Genomic DNA, 16,848 nt, shown 5'->3' on the forward strand with positions numbered 1-16,848 from the left:
GAAAGCCCGCCCCGCCCGGCGTCACGGGACAGACCAACCACGCCGCCACACGAAAACCGCTACTCAACAACACAACTCGGCACCAGACCGAGCCCACACCAACTACCACGCAAAATCGAGGCTAGCCCCCCGGGGCCGGATCCGGCCAGCCCGGGATGTGCCTAGGGTCGATCCATGCCCACCGACCGCCGCACCGCATCGCCGCTGCGCGGACTGCTGACGCTGCGGCCGGCGCCGCCGCGCTGGCCGCTGGCCACCCGCGTCGCGTTCAGCAGCGCGATTCCGATCCTGATCGGCTGGGCCGCCGGGGACATCGGGGCCGGCCTGATCGCCTCCCTGGGGGCGTTCACCTGTGCCTACGCCAGCGACCGCCCGTACTACAACCGCGGAGCGCAGTCGGCGGTGGTGGCCGTGGCGCTGGCCACCTCGGTCACGGTGGGCGCCTGGGCGGCCGACGTCACCTGGCTCGCGGTGGCCGCCGTGTCGGTGGTCGCGGTGGCCGCGGTCTGGTGGTGTTCGGCGCTCGATGTGGGTCCACCCGGCGCCTACATGTTCGTGCTGGTGTGCGCGGTCGGCGTCGGGGTCTCGGCGTCGCACCTGGCGCCCTGGCAGATCGGGCTGCTGGTTCTCGCGGGCGGCGTGGTCGCCTGGAGCGCGCAGATGAGCGCGGCCCTCCTCGCGCCGCGTGGCCCGGAGAAGGCCGCGGTGGCCGCGGCCGGGGAAGCCGTCGCCGACTACCTCGAGCACGACGGCACCCGCGACTCGGGCGTCGCGCGGCGACGCGCGGCCACGGCGCTGACCCGGGCGTGGGCGACCCTCGTCGACTACCAGCCGCGCAGGACCCGGCCCGGTCCCGCGCTGCGGGAGCTGCGCGACGCCAACCACGCACTGCATGTGCTGTTCACTGAGGGAATGAGCGCGGTGAACGCTGGGCGACCGCTACCCGCCGGGGCCGCGGCCACCGCCCGGGCCGTCGGCAGCAGGGAGCTCGATCCCGGGGCGGTGCGGAATCTGCAGCGGGACCGCCCACCGCTGCGGCAACCCCCCGCGCGGACCCGCCTGGCCCGGGCGGTGCGCCCCGGCACCCACACCCGCCGGGTGATGCTGCGGGTGGCGATCGCGGCGCCGCTGGCCGGCACCGCCGCCGTCGTCGTCGGCCTCGGCCACGAGTACTGGGCGATGGCCGCCGCCGTGCTGGTGCTGCACCAGGGGGTCGACCGCGTCGCCACCCTGCAGCGCGGGACGGAGCGACTGGTCGGCACGGTCGTGGGCCTGGGCGTCGCGGCGGTCATCCTCAGCATCCACCCGCAGGGCCTGTGGCTGATCGTGGTGGTGGCGTTGCTGCAGTTCGCCATCGAGATGTTCGTCGTGCGCAACTATGCGATCGCGACCGTGTTCATCACCGCGATCGCACTGACCATCTCCTCGGGCACGCACCGCGTCGACGTCGGCGGCGTCGTCGCGGACCGGGGGTTGGACACCGTGATCGGCTGCGGCGTGGCCATCGTGGTCTATCTGGTGCTGGCGCCGCGCCAGGAGGCCCACCGCATCGGTGAGGCGATCGCCGCGCTGCTCGAGGACGCCGCCACCGCGACTGCGTTCCTCGCCCGCGGGGACGCCTCGTCGCTGGCGGCCCGCGGCGCCCGGCGTGACCTGCAGGACAGCGTCTTCGATGTCGTCGCCGCCGAGCAGGCCGCCCGCAGCGGTTCGCGCCGCGACCGCGCCGCCGCGGCACGGCTGTCGGCCGCCGTCACCGCCGCCGAGCACCTCGGCTACGCGACCGTGACCGCGGGCTGGGCCGCCGAGCAGGGTTCGGCGGAGGTCTTCGGCTCGGCCGATCCCGACGCCTACGTGGCGCTGCTGCGGCGGATCACGCTCGCGGTCCGCGACGACACCGCTCCCGTCGCTGTCGCCGACGACACGACCCCCGTCGCCGGTGAGCGCCTGCCGCCCTTCGCCGCCGGCGAGGTGCCGCTGCTGATCGAGGCCCTGCGCGACGGCGCCCGCGCCCGCCCGGGAGCGCGCTGAGTCAATTTGGACCGTCCGGCCCACTCGCGCCGGTCAGCTGCCGGCTGGCCTCCTCGGCGCGCGCGAACGCCGCGCGGTCGCCGAGGATGGACGCCTGGATCTGGGCGCCCTCGTAGAGCAGGTGGATCTGTGCGGCGAGCGCGTCGTCGCCCAGGAGGCGGCCGAACAGTTCGAGCATCCAGCGCTTCTCGGCCCGCACGGTGTCGACCGCCTCCGATTCGCCGGCGCCGAGTTCGGACCAGGCGTTGACGAAGGCGCAGCCCCGCGGGTTGGCGGCCGCCCACCGTTCGGCGACCGCGAAGACCACGCCCAGCCCGCCCCACCCCGGCGACTCCGCCGGGTCGCGCAGCGCCGAGAGCAGTGCGTTCTGCCAGTCGTGGGCGCGCTGTTGCAGATAGGCGGCGATGAGCCCGTCCTTGGACCCGAACCGCTGGTAGAGAGTGCGTTTCGTGGTGCCCGCGTGCTCGGCGAGCAGGTCGACCCCGACCGCGGTGATGCCGCGTTCGTAGAACAACTCGCCGGCGGCGACGAGTATCCGGCGCCCGACGCGGGTGGTCGCCGGCGCCGGCACCGGGTCCAGACCGGCCAGTTCGGGCATGTGACCGTCCTCTCCCCCAAAGTCCACTGAAAGTATACCGATCGGTATGCTTTGGTGGACGGTATGGCCCGTTTCCTCCTCGCCGCCGGCTTCGTCGCGCTGTGGAGTTCCGGATTCGTCGGAGCCACGTTGGCCGCCGACGTCGGCAGCGCCTCGGCGATCCTGGCGTGGCGCTACCTGGTCACCGCCGCCGTGCTGCTCGCCGTCGTGGCCCCCAGGCTGCGGCGGCTCTCGGCCCGTACCGTCGCGCAGCAGGCCGCCCTCGGGTTGTGCGCCCATGTCGCCTTCCTCGGCGGGGTCTTCGGCGCGGCCGGCGCGGGCGTGGACGCCGGCACCACGGCACTGGTGTGCGCCCTGCAGCCGATGCTGGTGATCGCGATGGGCCGGGCGTTCTGGGGCGACCGCGTCACGCTGCGCCAGCTCGTCGGCCTCGGGCTGGGACTGGTCGCGGTCGCGGTGACCGTCGGCGGTGCCGGCGCCGGCGGCGGTGCCGCCGTGCTGTTTCCGGTGGTCAGCGTCCTCGGGCTGTCCGGGGCGGCGCTGCTGGAGCGCAGGTGGCGGCCCACCGTCGACGTGGCGGTCGGCCTGGCGGTGCAGGTGACGGTGTCGGCCGCGGTGTTCACCGCCTACGCCGGCCTGTCCGGCACCCTGCGGCAGGTCTCGCCCACCCCGCCGTTCTTCGTGGCGCTGCTGTGGCTGGTGGTGCTGTCGGGGCTGGGGGGCTACACCGCGTTCGTGATGTGCCTGCGCCGGTTCGGGGCGTCCTCGACCAGCACGCTGTTGTATCTGACCCCGCCGGTGACCGCGCTGTGGGCCTGGGCGGTGTTCGGCCAGGCGCCGACGGTGCCCCAGCTCGGCGGGCTGGCATTGGGCGCTGCGTCGGTGGCTCTCGTCACCGCACGGGTATCGGGCGCCGCCCGGCCGGCACCGGCGGCCACGGTGCGGGCCCCGGAAACGCAGTCAGGGCCGTGATCCCGACGGGATGCACGGCCCTTGCTGCGATCTGGGCGCCGAGGCGCCGAACGGTCAGGCGCTCTTGTCGCGCCGCTCGGTGCGCGACGGCTTGCGCGGAACGATGGTCGGCAGCACGTTGTCCTGCACGGTCTCCTTGGTGACCACGACCTTGGCGACGTCGTCGCGGCTGGGGATGTCGTACATCACCGGCAGCAGGACCTCTTCCATGATGGCGCGCAGGCCACGGGCGCCGGTGCCGCGGTGGATCGCCTGATCGGCGATCGCCTCCAGGGCGTCGCCGCTGAACTCCAACTCCACCCCGTCCATCTCGAACAGCCGGGTGTACTGCTTGACCAGCGCGTTCTTGGGGGTGGACAGGATCTGCACGAGCGAATCGCGGTCCAGGTTGGTCACCGAGGCCACCACCGGCAACCGGCCGATGAACTCGGGAATCAGGCCGAACTTGATCAGGTCCTCGGGCATCACTTCGGCGAAGTGGTCCTGGGTGTCGATCTCGGCCTTGGAGTGCACCTCGGCGCCGAAGCCCAGGCCGCGCTTGCCGACGCGGTCGGAGACGATCTTCTCCAGCCCGGCGAAGGCGCCCGCGACGATGAACAGCACGTTGGTGGTGTCGATCTGGATGAACTCCTGGTGCGGATGCTTGCGGCCGCCCTGCGGGGGAACCGAGGCCTGGGTGCCTTCCAGGATCTTCAGCAGCGCCTGCTGCACGCCCTCACCGGAGACGTCGCGGGTGATCGACGGGTTCTCGCTCTTGCGGGCGATCTTGTCGACCTCGTCGATGTAGATGATGCCCGTCTCGGCGCGCTTGACGTCGTAGTCGGCGGCCTGGATGAGCTTGAGCAGGATGTTCTCGACGTCCTCGCCGACGTAGCCGGCCTCGGTCAGCGCCGTGGCGTCGGCGATCGCGAACGGGACGTTGAGCATCTTGGCCAGCGTCTGGGCCAGGTAGGTCTTGCCGCAGCCGGTGGGCCCGAGCATCAGGATGTTGGACTTCGCCAGCTCCACCGCCTCGGCCGAGCGGCTGTCGCGGCCGCCCTTCTCGCCGGCCTGGATGCGCTTGTAGTGGTTGTAGACGGCCACCGCCAGCGTGCGCTTGGCGGTGTCCTGACCGATCACATAGCTCTCCAGGAAGTCCCGGATCTCGGCGGGCTTGGGCAGCTCGTCGAGTTTGACGTCATCGGCGTCGGCGAGCTCTTCCTCGATGATCTCGTTGCACAGGTCGATGCACTCGTCGCAGATGTACACCCCCGGGCCCGCGATGAGTTTCTTGACCTGCTTCTGGCTCTTCCCGCAGAACGAGCACTTCAGCAGGTCACCGCCGTCTCCGATGCGCGCCATGGTGGTGGGGTCCTACTTCCTGTCCGCCGGTTGTCTACCGGGTGCCGTCGGGGTGTGTCCCCGGCGTGCCTGGGCCATTGGTTCCCGACGCTACCCGCTAATCCGGGTAAGAGGCGACCGATGAAGCGAATAGCGTCGGTGGTATTCGTCTGTGGCACGAACATAACGCCTCACCGCCCACCGGACCGGCGCAACGCGCGACCGTGTCTTTGGCGTGTCGTCGCGTTGACCGGACCGCGACCGGCACGGCACCGCGGCGGCCGGCCCGGTCAGACCGTCTGCGCGGAGAGCTTGCGGTACTCCAGGACCGTGTCGACGATCCCGTACTCCTTGGCGTCCTCGGCCGTGAGGATCTTGTCGCGGTCGGTGTCCTTGCGGACCTGCTCGGGCGACTTGCCGGTGTGCCGCGCCAGGGTGTGCTCCATCAGCGTGCGCATCCGCTCGATCTCGGCGGCCTGGATCTCCAGGTCGGAGAACTGGCCCTGGATCACCCCGGCCAGCGAGGGCTGGTGGATCAGGATGCGCGCGTTGGGCAGCGCCAGGCGCTTGCCCGGGGTGCCGGCGGCCAGCAGCACCGCCGCGGCCGAGGCGGCCTGCCCCAGGCACACGGTCTGGATGTCGGCACGCACGTACTGCATGGTGTCGTAGATCGCCATCAGCGAGGTGAACGATCCGCCGGGCGAGTTGATGTACATGGTGATGTCGCGGTCGGGATCCAGCGACTCCAGCACCAGCAGCTGGGCCATGATGTCGTTGGCCGAGGCGTCGTCCACCTGCACGCCGAGGAAGATGATGCGCTCCTCGAACAGCTTGTTGTACGGGTTGGACTCCTTGACACCGAAGCTGGAGTGCTCGATGAACGACGGCAGGATGTAGCGCGCCTGCGGCTGCAGACGCGGGTCCGTCGACTGGTGGGTGTGGTTGCTCATGAGGCACTCCCGTTGAGGTGGGCGCGGGTGATGATGTGGTCGACGAAGCCGTACTCCAGCGCCTCCTGGGCGGTGAACCAGCGGTCGCGGTCGGAGTCGGCCTCGATGCGCTCCTGGGTCTGGCCGGTGAACTCGGCGTTGAGCCGGAACATCTCCTTCTTGATGACCGTGAACTGCTCGGCCTGGATCGCGATGTCGGCCGCGCTGCCGGTGACACCGCCCAGCGGCTGGTGCATCAGGATGCGCGCGTGCGGGAGGGCGTAACGCTTGCCCTTGGTGCCCGCCGCCAGCAGGAACTCACCCATCGAGGCCGCCATGCCCATGGCGTAGGTGGCGATGTCGCACGGCGCCAGCACCATCGTGTCGTAGATGGCCATGCCGGCGCTGATCGAGCCGCCCGGGGAGTTGATGTAGAGGTTGATGTCCTGGGTCGGGTCCTCGGCGGCGAGCAGCAGAATCTGAGCGCACAGTCGGTTGGCGATGTCGTCGTCCACCTGTGACCCCAGGAAGATGATGCGCTCGGCCAGCAACCGCTCATAGACCGAGTCCGTGAGGGTGAGGCCCTGCGATGCAGATCGCATGTCAGTCACGACGGGATACCTGCTTTCTCGTGTGTGTTCTCGCTCGACATTAACCAACACCGGCGCACGCGCACTCCTTGAGACGTGCGCGTTCGCTCACAGCGTCACTTCGTGTCGTCTTCGTCCTCGTCGGCCTCCCCGGCCTCGTCTTCGGCGCCGGCCGCCTCGGCGTCCGCGGCGGCGGCCTCGATGAGTTCCTCCGCCTCGGTGGGCCGGCCGAAGAACTCCGAGGTGTCCACCACGGCACCCTCGGTGTCCTTGACGGTGGCCGCCTCGACGACGGCGGCGACCGCCAGGCCGCGGCGCACGTCGGCGAACAGCACCGGCAGCTGGTTGTTCTGCTGCAGCGCCTGGATCAGCTGCTGGGGCTCCATGCCGTACTGGCGCGACATCAGCATCAGCCGTTCGGTGATGTCGTTCTGGCCGGGCTGGATCTCCAGGTCATCGGCGATGGCGTCCATCAGCAGCTGGGTCTTGACGGCCTTCTCCGCGCTGCTGCGGGTGTCGGCGTCGAACTCCTCGCGGCTGCTGCCCTGCTCGGCGAGCATCGCCTCGAACTTGGCCTCGTCGTGGTCCAGGCCGTGGATGGCGTTGTGCACGGTCTCGTCGATCTGGGCCTGCACGATGGACTCCGGCAGCGGCACCTCGACCTGCTCGAGCAGCATCTCCAGGGCCGCGTCGCGGATCTTCTCGGCCTGCTCGATGCTCTTGTACCGCTTGACCTGGTCGGTCAGGCTCTCCTTGAGCTCCTCGATGGTGTCGAACTCGCTGGCCAGCTGCGCGAACTCGTCGTCGGCCTCGGGCAGCTCACGCTCCTTGACCGAGCCGACGGTGACGGTGACGACGGCGTCCTTGCCGGCGTGCGCGCCGGCGGCCAGCGCGGTGGTGAACTCCTTGGTCTCGCCGGCCGACATGCCCACGAGCTGCTCGTCGAGGCCCTCGATGAGCTGCCCGGAGCCGACCTCGTGGGACAGCCCCTCGGTCTTGGCCTCGGGCACCTCCTCGCCGTCGACGGTGGCCGACAGGTCGAGGGAGACGAAGTCACCCTCGACGATCGGTCGCTCCACACCGGTCAGGGTGCCGAACCGGGCCCGCAGGTTCTGCAGCTCGGCGTCGACGTCCTCGTCGGTGACCTCGACGGGGTCGACGGTGACCGTCAGCGTGCTCAGATCCGGCAGGCTGATGTCGGGGCGGATGTCGACCTCGGCGGTGAACACCAGCTCGACGTCGTCCTCGATCTTGGTGACCTCGATCTCGGGCTGGCCCAGCGGCTTGACCTCGGTGGAGGTCACCGCCTCGCTGTAGCGGGCCGGCAGCGCGTCGTTGACGACCTGCTCCAGGACCGCGCCGCGGCCGATGCGGGCCTCCAGCAGCTTGCGGGGGGCCTTGCCGGGCCGGAACCCGGGCAGGCGCACCTGCTGGGCCAGCGCCTTGAAGGCGCGGTCGAAGTCGGGTTCGAGCTCGGTGAAGGGCACCTCCACATTGATCCGCACCCGGGTGGGGCTCAACTGCTCGACGGTGCTCTTCACGGAAACTCCTTGATTGTTCTGCTGCTGTCGCTGGTCTGGTCGGTCGTGCTGGTCGGGGTGACAGGATTTGAACCTGCGGCCTTCCGCTCCCAAAGCGGATGCGCTACCAAGCTGCGCTACACCCCGAGGTGGCCCGGGCACGCGTTATCGCGAGCCCACGGCATCCTACGGCCTCGTGGCTCCCGGTTCATACGCCGACCTGCTCGTGCACCGGCGAGAACACCTCCGCGGGGGTCCGGGACGGATCCGAGTGGATTTGGCGTCGCGCGAGTCGGTACAGTCTGGCCCTGGTACTCCATGAGTGCTGCATGCGGGCGTAGCTCAATGGTAGAGCCCTAGTCTTCCAAACTAGCTACGCGGGTTCGATTCCCGTCGCCCGCTCCACAGCTACCACTACATCCTCGGTAGCACGCTCGTTCGACGGATCGCGCCGTACCCCGGCTGTACCCCCAACGGCTTTCGCCGAAGGCCGGGACGATGTTGCTACTGGGACTGCAATGGCCAGTGAGCCCAATGTTGCGATTGTGGCGTTGCCCCAGCTCAGCCCCTACCCCGCGCCCGGCGTGTCGATCTTGAATCGAACGCACGTTCGCCTATGGTGGCAACTGTTGGTTCCGATCAGAAGGAAGGGGCCGTGAACACACAGGAGTAGATACATGACTGAAGAAGCAGAACCCGAAGGCAAGCAGGGCGGCAAGCCGGCAAAGCCGGCCAAGCGCACGCGGCGGCCCCGTCCCTTCCCGAACATCTCGTTCAACGAGGCGTTGGTGTTGGCCAACGCCATTCAGGAGCATGGGTCTGGGCAGAAGATCCGCCGCCTGACGCTCTTCGATGCGTTGGAGAGGTCGCCCGACAGCGGACCGACACGCAAGCTCATCATCGGCAGCAACCAGTACGGCCTCACCACGGGCAGCTACTCCGCCGAGTTCCTTGACCTGACGGACGAGGGACGAGCCGCGTCCGACCCCTCGGCATCGGCTCGCGCAAAGCGCCGCGCTCAGATCAACCTGGCGATCACCAACATCGACAGCTTCAAGACCGTGTACGAGAAGTACAAGGGTGGCCGACTTCCTGCCAGCGATGTATTGCGGGACAGCTTCATCGAAGCAGGCATTGACGCCGATATGGCGAATCAAGCTGTTGAGGTGTTCCTCGCCAATGCGCGCGAACTCGGCTTGGTCAAGACGATCAGCGGATCGGAGCACCTGGTATCCGTCGATGCGGTGATCGACGAGATTAATGCCGACCCTGCGCCAGCACCTACATCGACAGGCAACGTCGCCACGGGTGCGGTGGCGACGGGCACCACCAACGTGATCCAGTTCGGATCGTTGGGCGCCAACAAGACTGCCGCCTCCACTGCCGCGGCCACCGCTGCGCGGACCGATCTGTCCACGACGTGCTTCATCGTCTCGCCCATCGGCTCCAACGATTCCGAGCAACGGAAGCATGCGGACCTCGTCCTGACCGCGTTGATCGAGCCTGCCCTGGCTGACCTCGGACTGACCGCTGTTCGCGCGGATCAGATCGGCAGTCCTGGTCTCATCACGGCACAGGTCATTGACCATGTGGCTCGTGCGGCGCTCGTGATCGCAGACCTGAGCTTCGCGAACCCGAACGTCTACTACGAGGTCGCACTGCGCCAAGCGGTCCGCAAGCCGATGGTGCAGATCACCCGCTCGTCAGACCCGCTTCCATTCGACGTCGGCCAATTCCGCACGTACGTGATCGACATGTCGGACATCTACACCTTGGTCCCGCAGATTGATCTTCACCGCAAGGAGATCACCAGGCAGTGCCGCTCGGCGCTGGAGGACGGCGCACCCGCCGAAAGTCAACTATCGCAGTTCTGTCCGCACTTCTGGGATCAGATCGCGGAGGGCACCGCCTAACCCCACAGCGGTACAACATTTTTCGCGTGTAGCGGTGGTGCGGCCTCCATCGCTCCAAGTGCCGCCATCGCGTCGGCGTGGTCGTCGGTGTTGAACAAGCGGGCGTAGACGCCGAGCGTCGTGGTGACCTTCGCATGGCCCATGAGCCGCGCGATCTCCAGTGGCGACCGCCCAGCCGCGACGCATAGGCTCGCGTGGGTGCGCCGGAGCGCGTGGAACTTCAGCTGGGCTCAGTTGCTGCGGCCTTGTTGCCCGACGCGGTAGCGCGCCGACTAGCCCGCAATACGGCTGGCCGATACACGGCCTTTGACACGTCATCCGAACTGGTCCCGCCCCTCGGTGGACGGTTCCCCTCGGCCGACTGGCTAAGCCGCCGGCTGTCCAAGGGGCTCATTCCTGGGACGAAGCTCGGCCGTACATGGGTGATGTCGGGTATGGCTCCGGCATCGGGGTTCAAGGCATTATCGAGACGTTCGGACTCGGTGAGCTGGCGTACCCGAACAAGTCGTGGCTCGGTCGCATCCTCGCCGGCTTCGCGGGCGCAAGAGCCGCCATCCCTAATCAGGCTGGTGAGACCAAGACCCCGCGGAAGCCAAACATGAACGACGTCAAGGCCGGCGCTGCTGCTGCAATTCAGAATCAGACGAACGGCGGAGTTCACATCGCGGGTGACTTCATCGCGCAAGCGGGTCGGGACAACGGCCAACAGATCCTCAACGACATGGCATTTGCGAGCGCGTCGAACGGCAGTCGCTGATAAGGCCCTCAAGACGGAAAGGCATTGACAAAAGGACGATTACGACCTCAATGACTACTACTACCTCGCCGCCATCCACACCGATGAGGAGATCGATGCAATGCTGTTCGCGGAGGTGGCCTAGCGTGGCTAGACGCCCCTGCCTCACCATGGGCTGTAGTGGGTGGGCACTGCCTAATGGCAGTAGGTGTCGTGGGCGCCATCGACAACGACGACGAGACACCTACGACAGCCCGAGTTATCGAGCGTTAGGTAGGCCCTCAGGACCCTGTCGACTGCGGTTGCAGGGCTGTACGGGCATCGGCGACACGTGGCACCACGTCATCCCTTTGGCCAAGGGCGGCAACCATGCACGTGCTAACGCGGTCTCCGCATGTGGGCACTGCAACAGCAGTAAGCGCGATCGCCTCTAGGGTTTGGCCTCGAAGAAGACGGGGTCGCCAATGAATCCTGTCTTCACCGACCACAAGCCGTCCGCCCCCGCAGGGACAGCGACACAGACGTTTCCTTCTGCGGTGCCACCCGCGTACAAATCACCGATGTCGCTAATGGGACTGGGGACCACCCCACACGAGTCGCCATAAGTTCTGTTGTCGGAACCGACGAAGTTCACCCTGATTCCGAATGTGGGGTTGCCGGTCTCCTTTCCGGTGTAAGTGGCCTTTACCGGCACCATCCAAAACTCCATGCCCGGCTTCGGCGGGTCATTGAATTGATTCTCTGCCGCAACCGCATCCCCAGCTTCCACCGGCTGGCCGAGCGTGACCGTCCAATCCTCGTTACTCACCGGCTGACCGATGGGTAGCGGGTTGTCTCTACTGCCACCTTCGGGTGGGGCGGCCTGGGCTGTGCTACTGCCCTGACTGCCGGTTGACGGCGAACTGGCCGGGGACAGGTCTGAGTCGTGAAAGGCGTCACTGAACGCGTTGCCGACGATGGTGAAGAACACGACGGCGCCGACGATGAAGCCCACGATCGAAACGATGATCGCGGCGATGCTCGTTCCCTTGGTCTTGCCGGAGAGGAAGACTCCGACAATGCCGAGAATCAAAGCGATCGGCAGGAGTACCCAGCCGACAATGAGAGCGCCGGGAACACACGCGAAGACGAAGCCGACGATGGCACAGATGAGGCCGATGAGTCCGACGACGTTTCGTTGTGGCGGCGCCGCCAGTGGTGGTGGGGCGTAGCCCGGCTGCTGTCCTGGATACAAGTCGTCTCTGCCTTCCCGATGACTGAATAAGCGCCGCCAACGCTAGCAACTTCCTGTGAGTCGCCTGCACTGCCCTCGAAAAAGTGCCCTGAACAGGCCCAAAAGTTCGTAATCCATCGTCCCAGTTCGACGCTCGGGCCGCTCCGCACGCCTATAAAGCCGCTCTTCATGCCTCGTTTATGGATTCTGACCTGCATATACATGCCTCCAGCAAGCATCTGCCAAGCGCAAACCCGCCGTTCGCAGATGCTGCACAACCCTTCGAAGGGCCAACTCTTGACATCATCCAGCCGCGAAATTCGCGACGCCATCGTTGACGCCATCGCAGAGGACGGTTCCCATACGCACATGCTCACTAGTGGCTCAAACGAGCATCGACAGCGCCGATATCGAGGACATGATTCGCCACGTTGTCCACCACGGCTACGGGCGTTTCGGCGCCCAAGGCGGGCGGCTGATCATTCTCGCTCACCCGAATCAGGTTGAAGATATGACGTTCTGGCGGGCAGGTGTCGAATACGCCGCCGGCAGGACGCCCAAGTGGGACTTCATCCCCTCGGCCGCGCAGCCCGCCTACTTCACCAACGAGCAGATTGTCGGTGCGATCCCGCCCACCGACTTCGAAGGGCTGCGGGTGCTGAGCAGCTACGGCGACGCTTGGCTGATCGAATCCCACTACGCCCCATCTGAATATGTAATCGGCGCTGCGACAGGTGGATTGGATTCTGATCGCAACCCCGTCGGTTTTCGGGAGCACACCAATCCTGCGTACTCCGGTCTACGCCATATTCCCGGCGCCAACCGGTACGCCCTGCAGGATTCGTTCTACGCAAGCGGGTTCGGCACGGGCGTGCGACATCGTGGCGCGGCGGTCGTCATGCAGGTGACCGAGGACGCCAACTACACCGCCCCGACCATCCAAACGTGAGGGTCGCCATGTTCGAATGATGCCGCAATTCCCGCGACCCGGAGAAGGACTACCGCGACATCTCAGGGTTTGGCTTCGGGCCTGGGCTCGTGCCTCCCGGCAAGGAGCACGCGCCGCCGGGCGAGGGCGGTCGATACGTCGGGGTGTGCCCGCCGGTCGAACTCACCCCCAGCCACGACCTCAGCGTCCGCGTCCGACAAACCCGATGGAGACCCGGAGACCCGCCGCGCGGCTACCCCGGCGAGCGGCTGCGCGGCTAGGCGTGGCGGCGGTCGACGAGTGAAGGAAGTCTCCCAACCTACTAGCGCTTGGTGACCGTCGCCGCAGTCGTTGGCGTGGTTGGGGGTTAGACCTCAGCAGTAAGGGATCTCAGCTGCTCACCGATGGTCTCTAACAGCTCGGTAGGCGAGTCAAAGGTGAGAACGATGGGCTCGCCCTGAACCTCTCCGCCATTGGCGGCGAGCATAATCGCGGGCATCTCGGCGACACGTTGCACAAACTCGTCAATGAAGCGGTGATACCCGTCAATCCCCGAATCAGACAGCAGCGCGACATTATTGAGCAGATCGGCATATGTGGACGGTGCGGCCAGGCCCCGTGCGCGCTCGGAGAAGGCGAGAATCCGGTCGTAGAAGTCCATCAACCGCATCGCGCAGTGATAAACAGCTTCGGCGTCGGCGCTCGCTTCGTCGTGCGGCGAACACATGATCGCGACGAACGGGCCGCTGAACATGAAGTCTTCCATTTGTTGGATCAGCTGCGCGTAGTCCTGCATTGCGTCAACGACGAACTGACCGACCTCGCGGGAATCACGGGCGCGCTCGCCGGTGGGCTTCGCGAAGCGGAACAGGTGATCGCGGACGCGGGAGTTGGCGAGATCACGGCGCTGGACGAGCACGGACACGAACCCGGCATAGCGCCAGTTGTGATCCTTGGCTGCGAACAGCTCATTCAACTCTTCGGTGGTGTGGACTACTTCGGCGAACTTCGGCTGATCGTCGTCGCTAGGTCTGGCATCTTCGGACATGGTGGGTGTTGCTGCTTTCATCCTGGGCGTGCCGGAGGGAGCACCTTGTGCGGCTCACTAGAAACCCAACTTCCCACGTGCCAGCTGTAAACACAGTTCGCCACGCCGTGTGTAGCGTATTCAAAAATCGTGGACTACATCACAGTGCGGCGTGTCGGCTTGACGGATTTGTGACGAATGATGCGCGTGGGGTGTATGGATTTCCAGGCTCACGTAGCCGATGACCTATGTGCGGATGTGCGCTCCGGGCGCCTTGGGCTCTAGAGACGCGAAGTAGTCAACCTCAACTTTGACGTCCTCGACGACCCTCTCGGTTGTGGAGACGCCGATGCCGTTGGCCTTCAGCAGGTCGCAAAGTCTGTCGCCGTCGATCAGATCAATCGGTGGCGCTCCATCCCGCTTCGATTCCGTTCGGGCGTCGCTCGTGAAGGTGCCGGTCGTGATCAGCAGTCCTTTCTCCCCCCGGCCGGCCATTGCTCCACGAAAGTCGCGGACGGCCGAACTGCCGACGCTTCCCTTGTACCGCTTGCATTGGAAGAACACCGGAAAGCTCAGTAGCGATATCTCATAGACGCCGAGCCCGTCGATGCCACCGTCGCCCGTTCGGCCGGTCACTGCGACGCTGGAGAAACCGGCCTCGCGGAGCAATCTCTGAGCGAGACGTTCAAAGGCGCCAGGCGACATCCTGACCATCGTGTCCAGCAGTTCGTCTTTCCAATCGGCCTCGGCCTCAGCCTCCACGTGTTCTAGCTCGTCAGCCACATCCGATGAGCCACGGCGGCCGTTCTTCTTGTTGGCCTTCGTCGCCTTCTTGCGGCTGGCTGCGAACTCCGACCGCAACGGCTCGATGATGTCGGGTGTCGCGTCCTGCCCCGCCTGGGTAACCGACCAGACGCCTCGTGTGCTGTTGTCGAGGAGACCCATACCCTTCAAGTAGGTCCGCGCCCAGGCGAGCCGATTTTGGACGACCGTTTGCGGACCGCCACTGAGCAACGCACTCTGCTGCTCGGACGACAGCTGCTCGCGCTCTATCACCGCCCCATCCAATTCCGCGATGGACGCGGAGCCGCCGAGCGAGATCACGGCTTGAAGCGTTGGCCAGAGAAAGTCCGAGTAGGAGGGCACCGTCACAGTCACGTGTTCGAGTTTCGCAGAACAATTACGCACCCCGGCGGGTATGACACGGTCCCGTATTGGTCCCGTAGACGGAGCCGAACCGCGGACGTACCCGAGCGGTACCGAGGGCGGCTATCAGCCGCACCGAAAGTGCGTTTGACCAATGCAAAAACTGGTCTCGCCAAGCCGCCTACCAGCGCGATTCCGAACAGCCGTTCAGGCGCGTAGAAAACTTCCAAACTAGCTACGCGGGTTCGATTCCCGTCGCCCGCTCCACACCGACCCGCGGAACGCCCGCGCGACTCCACCGGCCCCACGTTCATTTCGGCTCGTAGCCACCCGCGAGGTGGCGCCGCGGGTGTGAAATTGTGCTCATGCCTGCTGGCCCGATCGGCGGGGCTCGGGAGCGCCCACCGATGACCGCGGGGACGATCCTGGCCGCGGTGGGCGTGGCATTCGCCTTCGCCATCCCGGCCATCGATCCCCGACTGCTCACCTTGAGTCTGGCCGCGGTCAGCCGCGGTCTGGACGTGCCGTCGGGCCACCTCGGTTTCCTGGCCGGCGCCGCAACGCTGGTCATGGCCTTCTCGGTGCTGGCGGTGGGCAACCTCGGCGATACCTACGGGCTCAAACGGCTGCTGCGCTACGGGCTGCTGGCCAACATCGTCGTGGCGTTGCTGGCCGCGCTGTCGCCCAACTACCCCGTCCTGCTGGTGCTGCGCATCGCCGACGGCCTGGCGCTGACGGCGCTGGCCGGACTGTCTCTGGCGCTGCTGACGGTGTCGGTCCCGCCGACGGTGCGCCCGGTGGCCATCGGCATCGTCATGGCCACCGATGCGATCCTCTACGGGGTGAGCCCGCTCGTCGGTGGGTGGCTGGTCGGGCTTCTCGGGTGGCGGGGACTGTTTCTGGTGTCCCCGATGCTGGCGCTGGTGGCGCTGCTGTTGACCGCGCGCTATGCGGTCGAGTCGCCGCGCCAGCCGGCCGGTGGCGTCGACACCGCCGGCGTGGCGCTGTTCGGGGTGGCGCTGGTGGGTCTGACCTACGGCATGAGCTCGGCGCAGAACGGCTTCGGGTCGCCGCATGCGTGGCTGTCGCTCGCCGCGGCGGGCGTGGCCCTGGCGGCCTTCGTGCGCCATGAACGCCGAACGCAGCACCCCGCCCTGGATCTGGGGTTGTTCGCCCGGCCGGGATTCGTGGTGGCGTTGCTGACCGTGATGACCATCGGGTTCCTGTCCGGCGGATTCAGCCTGGTGCTGGGCCAGTTCGGCGGGGTGATTCTGCGGCTGTCGGCCCAAGAGATCGGGATGGTGTATCTGCCGGGCACCGTGCTGCTCGCGGGGCTGAGCATCGTCGCCGGGCATCTGGTCGCCAAGTACAGCGCGCGCCCGGTGTTGGTCACCGGCTTGTTGGTGATGGCCGGCAGCGGTCTGCTGGTGGCGCTGACCGCCGCACCCACGATGGCGGTGTGGGTGCTGGTGCTGGCCACCGTGCTGCTCAATCTGGGCTCGGACCTGGCCTCCACCCCGGCCTCGGACACCGTGCTGTCCTACGCCCCGCCCGACGGGGCCGGGTCGGTGTCGGCCATGCGCTCCACGTTCGGAACGGCCGGCTCCGCACTGGGCCCGACGATCTACATCGTGCTGTTCAACGCGTTCTTCCACCGCGAGTGGCTGGCCGATGCGCAGTCACGCGGGATATCGGCCCAGCAAGCCCAGCACCAGGTCGACGCGGCGCGCAGCTCGCTGGCGCACGGCCCGGGTCTGCCTGGATTGGACCCGCATCTCACCCACCAGGCGTCCACCCTGACGCTGGACTGGGACTTCAGCAACGGGGTCCGACTCACCATGCTGGCGGTCAGCGCCGTGCCGGCGGCCCTGGCGATCGTGGCGTACTTCGTGATGCCGCGACGCTCGTGACCTCCGGGCCGCCGACCG

16 protein-coding genes and 2 tRNA genes are annotated in these 16,848 nt (G+C 67.0%); 8 read left to right on the forward strand and 10 right to left on the reverse strand.

All coding sequences use genetic code 11. The features are described from left to right. Positions 1–174: 174 nt before the first annotated feature. Complete coding sequence (locus CSR00_RS07050; protein ID WP_099021684.1) at positions 175–2,028, forward strand: FUSC family protein; 1,854 nt, start codon at positions 175–177, stop codon at positions 2,026–2,028. 1 nt (position 2,029) lies between these two features. On the opposite strand, the gene CSR00_RS07055 is transcribed toward CSR00_RS07050, so the two are convergent. Next, positions 2,030–2,626 (reverse strand): TetR/AcrR family transcriptional regulator, encoded by a 597-nt coding sequence (locus CSR00_RS07055; protein ID WP_099021685.1) that lies wholly within the window; start codon positions 2,624–2,626, stop codon positions 2,030–2,032. Positions 2,627–2,689: 63 nt separating this feature from the next. On the opposite strand from CSR00_RS07055, the gene CSR00_RS07060 reads away from it, so the two are divergent. After that, positions 2,690–3,598 carry a DMT family transporter gene (locus CSR00_RS07060; protein WP_099021686.1) on the forward strand — a complete coding sequence of 303 codons (909 nt, stop codon included), beginning with the start codon at positions 2,690–2,692 and terminating at the stop codon, positions 3,596–3,598. 54 nt (positions 3,599–3,652) lie between these two features. On the opposite strand, the gene clpX is transcribed toward CSR00_RS07060, so the two are convergent. The 5 genes from clpX to CSR00_RS07085 all read right to left on the reverse strand — a co-directional run bounded on the left by clpX (position 3,653) and on the right by CSR00_RS07085 (position 8,104). Continuing rightward, the gene (gene clpX, locus CSR00_RS07065; protein WP_099021687.1) at positions 3,653–4,939 is read right to left on the reverse strand and encodes an ATP-dependent Clp protease ATP-binding subunit ClpX; all 1,287 of its coding nucleotides are present in this window, start codon (positions 4,937–4,939) and stop codon (positions 3,653–3,655) included. 269 nt (positions 4,940–5,208) lie between these two features. Then, positions 5,209–5,868 carry an ATP-dependent Clp protease proteolytic subunit gene (locus CSR00_RS07070; protein WP_099021688.1) on the reverse strand — a complete coding sequence of 220 codons (660 nt, stop codon included), beginning with the start codon at positions 5,866–5,868 and terminating at the stop codon, positions 5,209–5,211. Next, positions 5,865–6,506 carry an ATP-dependent Clp protease proteolytic subunit gene (locus tag CSR00_RS07075; RefSeq protein ID WP_281259683.1) on the reverse strand — a complete coding sequence of 214 codons (642 nt, stop codon included), beginning with the start codon at positions 6,504–6,506 and terminating at the stop codon, positions 5,865–5,867. The genes CSR00_RS07070 and CSR00_RS07075 overlap by 4 nt, the downstream gene beginning before the upstream one ends. A gap of 47 nt (positions 6,507–6,553) precedes the next feature. Next, positions 6,554–7,978, reverse strand: coding sequence for a trigger factor (tig, locus tag CSR00_RS07080; protein WP_176561936.1), 1,425 nt, complete (start codon positions 7,976–7,978; stop codon positions 6,554–6,556). 49 nt (positions 7,979–8,027) lie between these two features. Further along, positions 8,028–8,104 (reverse strand) — tRNA-Pro (locus CSR00_RS07085). A gap of 184 nt (positions 8,105–8,288) precedes the next feature. Here CSR00_RS07085 and CSR00_RS07090 point away from each other — a divergent pair. Then, positions 8,289–8,362: transfer RNA gene (locus CSR00_RS07090), tRNA-Gly, on the forward strand. A 272-nt stretch (positions 8,363–8,634) separates the two neighbouring features. Next, entirely contained in the window at positions 8,635–9,870 is a 1,236-nt protein-coding gene (locus tag CSR00_RS07095) for a hypothetical protein (RefSeq protein WP_099021691.1), read from the forward strand. Here the strand turns inward: CSR00_RS07095 and CSR00_RS31200 are convergent. Beyond that, entirely contained in the window at positions 9,867–10,013 is a 147-nt protein-coding gene (locus CSR00_RS31200) for a hypothetical protein (RefSeq protein ID WP_245905880.1), read from the reverse strand. The two genes, CSR00_RS07095 and CSR00_RS31200, sit on opposite strands and share 4 nt — an antisense overlap. 275 nt (positions 10,014–10,288) lie before the next feature. On the opposite strand from CSR00_RS31200, the gene CSR00_RS07105 reads away from it, so the two are divergent. Then, positions 10,289–10,627 (forward strand): hypothetical protein, encoded by a 339-nt coding sequence (locus CSR00_RS07105; protein WP_099021693.1) that lies wholly within the window; start codon positions 10,289–10,291, stop codon positions 10,625–10,627. 149 nt (positions 10,628–10,776) lie between these two features. Beyond that, positions 10,777–11,040: an HNH endonuclease gene (locus tag CSR00_RS31770; protein WP_407662406.1), complete on the forward strand. Its 264-nt coding sequence runs from the start codon at positions 10,777–10,779 to the stop codon at positions 11,038–11,040. Here the strand turns inward: CSR00_RS31770 and CSR00_RS07115 are convergent. Further along, positions 11,037–11,840 carry a DUF308 domain-containing protein gene (locus CSR00_RS07115; protein WP_141564306.1) on the reverse strand — a complete coding sequence of 268 codons (804 nt, stop codon included), beginning with the start codon at positions 11,838–11,840 and terminating at the stop codon, positions 11,037–11,039. The genes CSR00_RS31770 and CSR00_RS07115 overlap by 4 nt on opposite strands. Positions 11,841–12,198: 358 nt before the next feature. Here CSR00_RS07115 and CSR00_RS07120 point away from each other — a divergent pair, with 358 nt between their 5' ends. Further along, positions 12,199–12,768: a hypothetical protein gene (locus CSR00_RS07120; RefSeq protein WP_099021696.1), complete on the forward strand. Its 570-nt coding sequence runs from the start codon at positions 12,199–12,201 to the stop codon at positions 12,766–12,768. A 346-nt stretch (positions 12,769–13,114) separates the two neighbouring features. Here the strand turns inward: CSR00_RS07120 and CSR00_RS07125 are convergent, their stop codons facing one another. Both CSR00_RS07125 and CSR00_RS07130 read right to left on the reverse strand, forming a co-directional pair. After that, positions 13,115–13,795 carry a hypothetical protein gene (locus tag CSR00_RS07125; protein ID WP_099021697.1) on the reverse strand — a complete coding sequence of 227 codons (681 nt, stop codon included), beginning with the start codon at positions 13,793–13,795 and terminating at the stop codon, positions 13,115–13,117. Positions 13,796–14,020: 225 nt separating this feature from the next. Further along, complete coding sequence (locus CSR00_RS07130; RefSeq protein WP_099021698.1) at positions 14,021–14,932, reverse strand: restriction endonuclease; 912 nt, start codon at positions 14,930–14,932, stop codon at positions 14,021–14,023. A gap of 395 nt (positions 14,933–15,327) precedes the next feature. Here CSR00_RS07130 and CSR00_RS07135 point away from each other — a divergent pair, with 395 nt between their 5' ends. Then, entirely contained in the window at positions 15,328–16,830 is a 1,503-nt protein-coding gene (locus CSR00_RS07135) for an MFS transporter (protein ID WP_099021699.1), read from the forward strand. Positions 16,831–16,848: the final 18 nt, after the last annotated feature.

The sequence above is a fragment of the Mycolicibacterium palauense genome (genome assembly GCF_002592005.1).
GTDB lineage: Bacteria > Actinomycetota > Actinomycetes > Mycobacteriales > Mycobacteriaceae > Mycobacterium > Mycobacterium palauense.

What these genes read in the sequence shown, in the direction of transcription:
- CSR00_RS31200 (WP_245905880.1), bottom strand. Translation starts at nt 10,013, where the DNA reads ATGGGCCATGCGAAGGTCACCACGACGCTCGGCGTCTACGCCCGCTTG.
- CSR00_RS07050 (WP_099021684.1), top strand. Translation starts at nt 175, where the DNA reads ATGCCCACCGACCGCCGCACCGCATCGCCGCTGCGCGGACTGCTGACG.
- CSR00_RS07095 (WP_099021691.1), top strand. Translation starts at nt 8,635, where the DNA reads ATGACTGAAGAAGCAGAACCCGAAGGCAAGCAGGGCGGCAAGCCGGCA.
- clpX (WP_099021687.1), bottom strand. Translation starts at nt 4,939, where the DNA reads ATGGCGCGCATCGGAGACGGCGGTGACCTGCTGAAGTGCTCGTTCTGC.
- CSR00_RS07105 (WP_099021693.1), top strand. Translation starts at nt 10,289, where the DNA reads ATGGGTGATGTCGGGTATGGCTCCGGCATCGGGGTTCAAGGCATTATC.
- CSR00_RS07060 (WP_099021686.1), top strand. Translation starts at nt 2,690, where the DNA reads ATGGCCCGTTTCCTCCTCGCCGCCGGCTTCGTCGCGCTGTGGAGTTCC.
- CSR00_RS07070 (WP_099021688.1), bottom strand. Translation starts at nt 5,868, where the DNA reads ATGAGCAACCACACCCACCAGTCGACGGACCCGCGTCTGCAGCCGCAG.
- CSR00_RS31770 (WP_407662406.1), top strand. Translation starts at nt 10,777, where the DNA reads ATGGGCTGTAGTGGGTGGGCACTGCCTAATGGCAGTAGGTGTCGTGGG.
- CSR00_RS07055 (WP_099021685.1), bottom strand. Translation starts at nt 2,626, where the DNA reads ATGCCCGAACTGGCCGGTCTGGACCCGGTGCCGGCGCCGGCGACCACC.
- CSR00_RS07125 (WP_099021697.1), bottom strand. Translation starts at nt 13,795, where the DNA reads ATGTCCGAAGATGCCAGACCTAGCGACGACGATCAGCCGAAGTTCGCC.
- CSR00_RS07135 (WP_099021699.1), top strand. Translation starts at nt 15,328, where the DNA reads ATGACCGCGGGGACGATCCTGGCCGCGGTGGGCGTGGCATTCGCCTTC.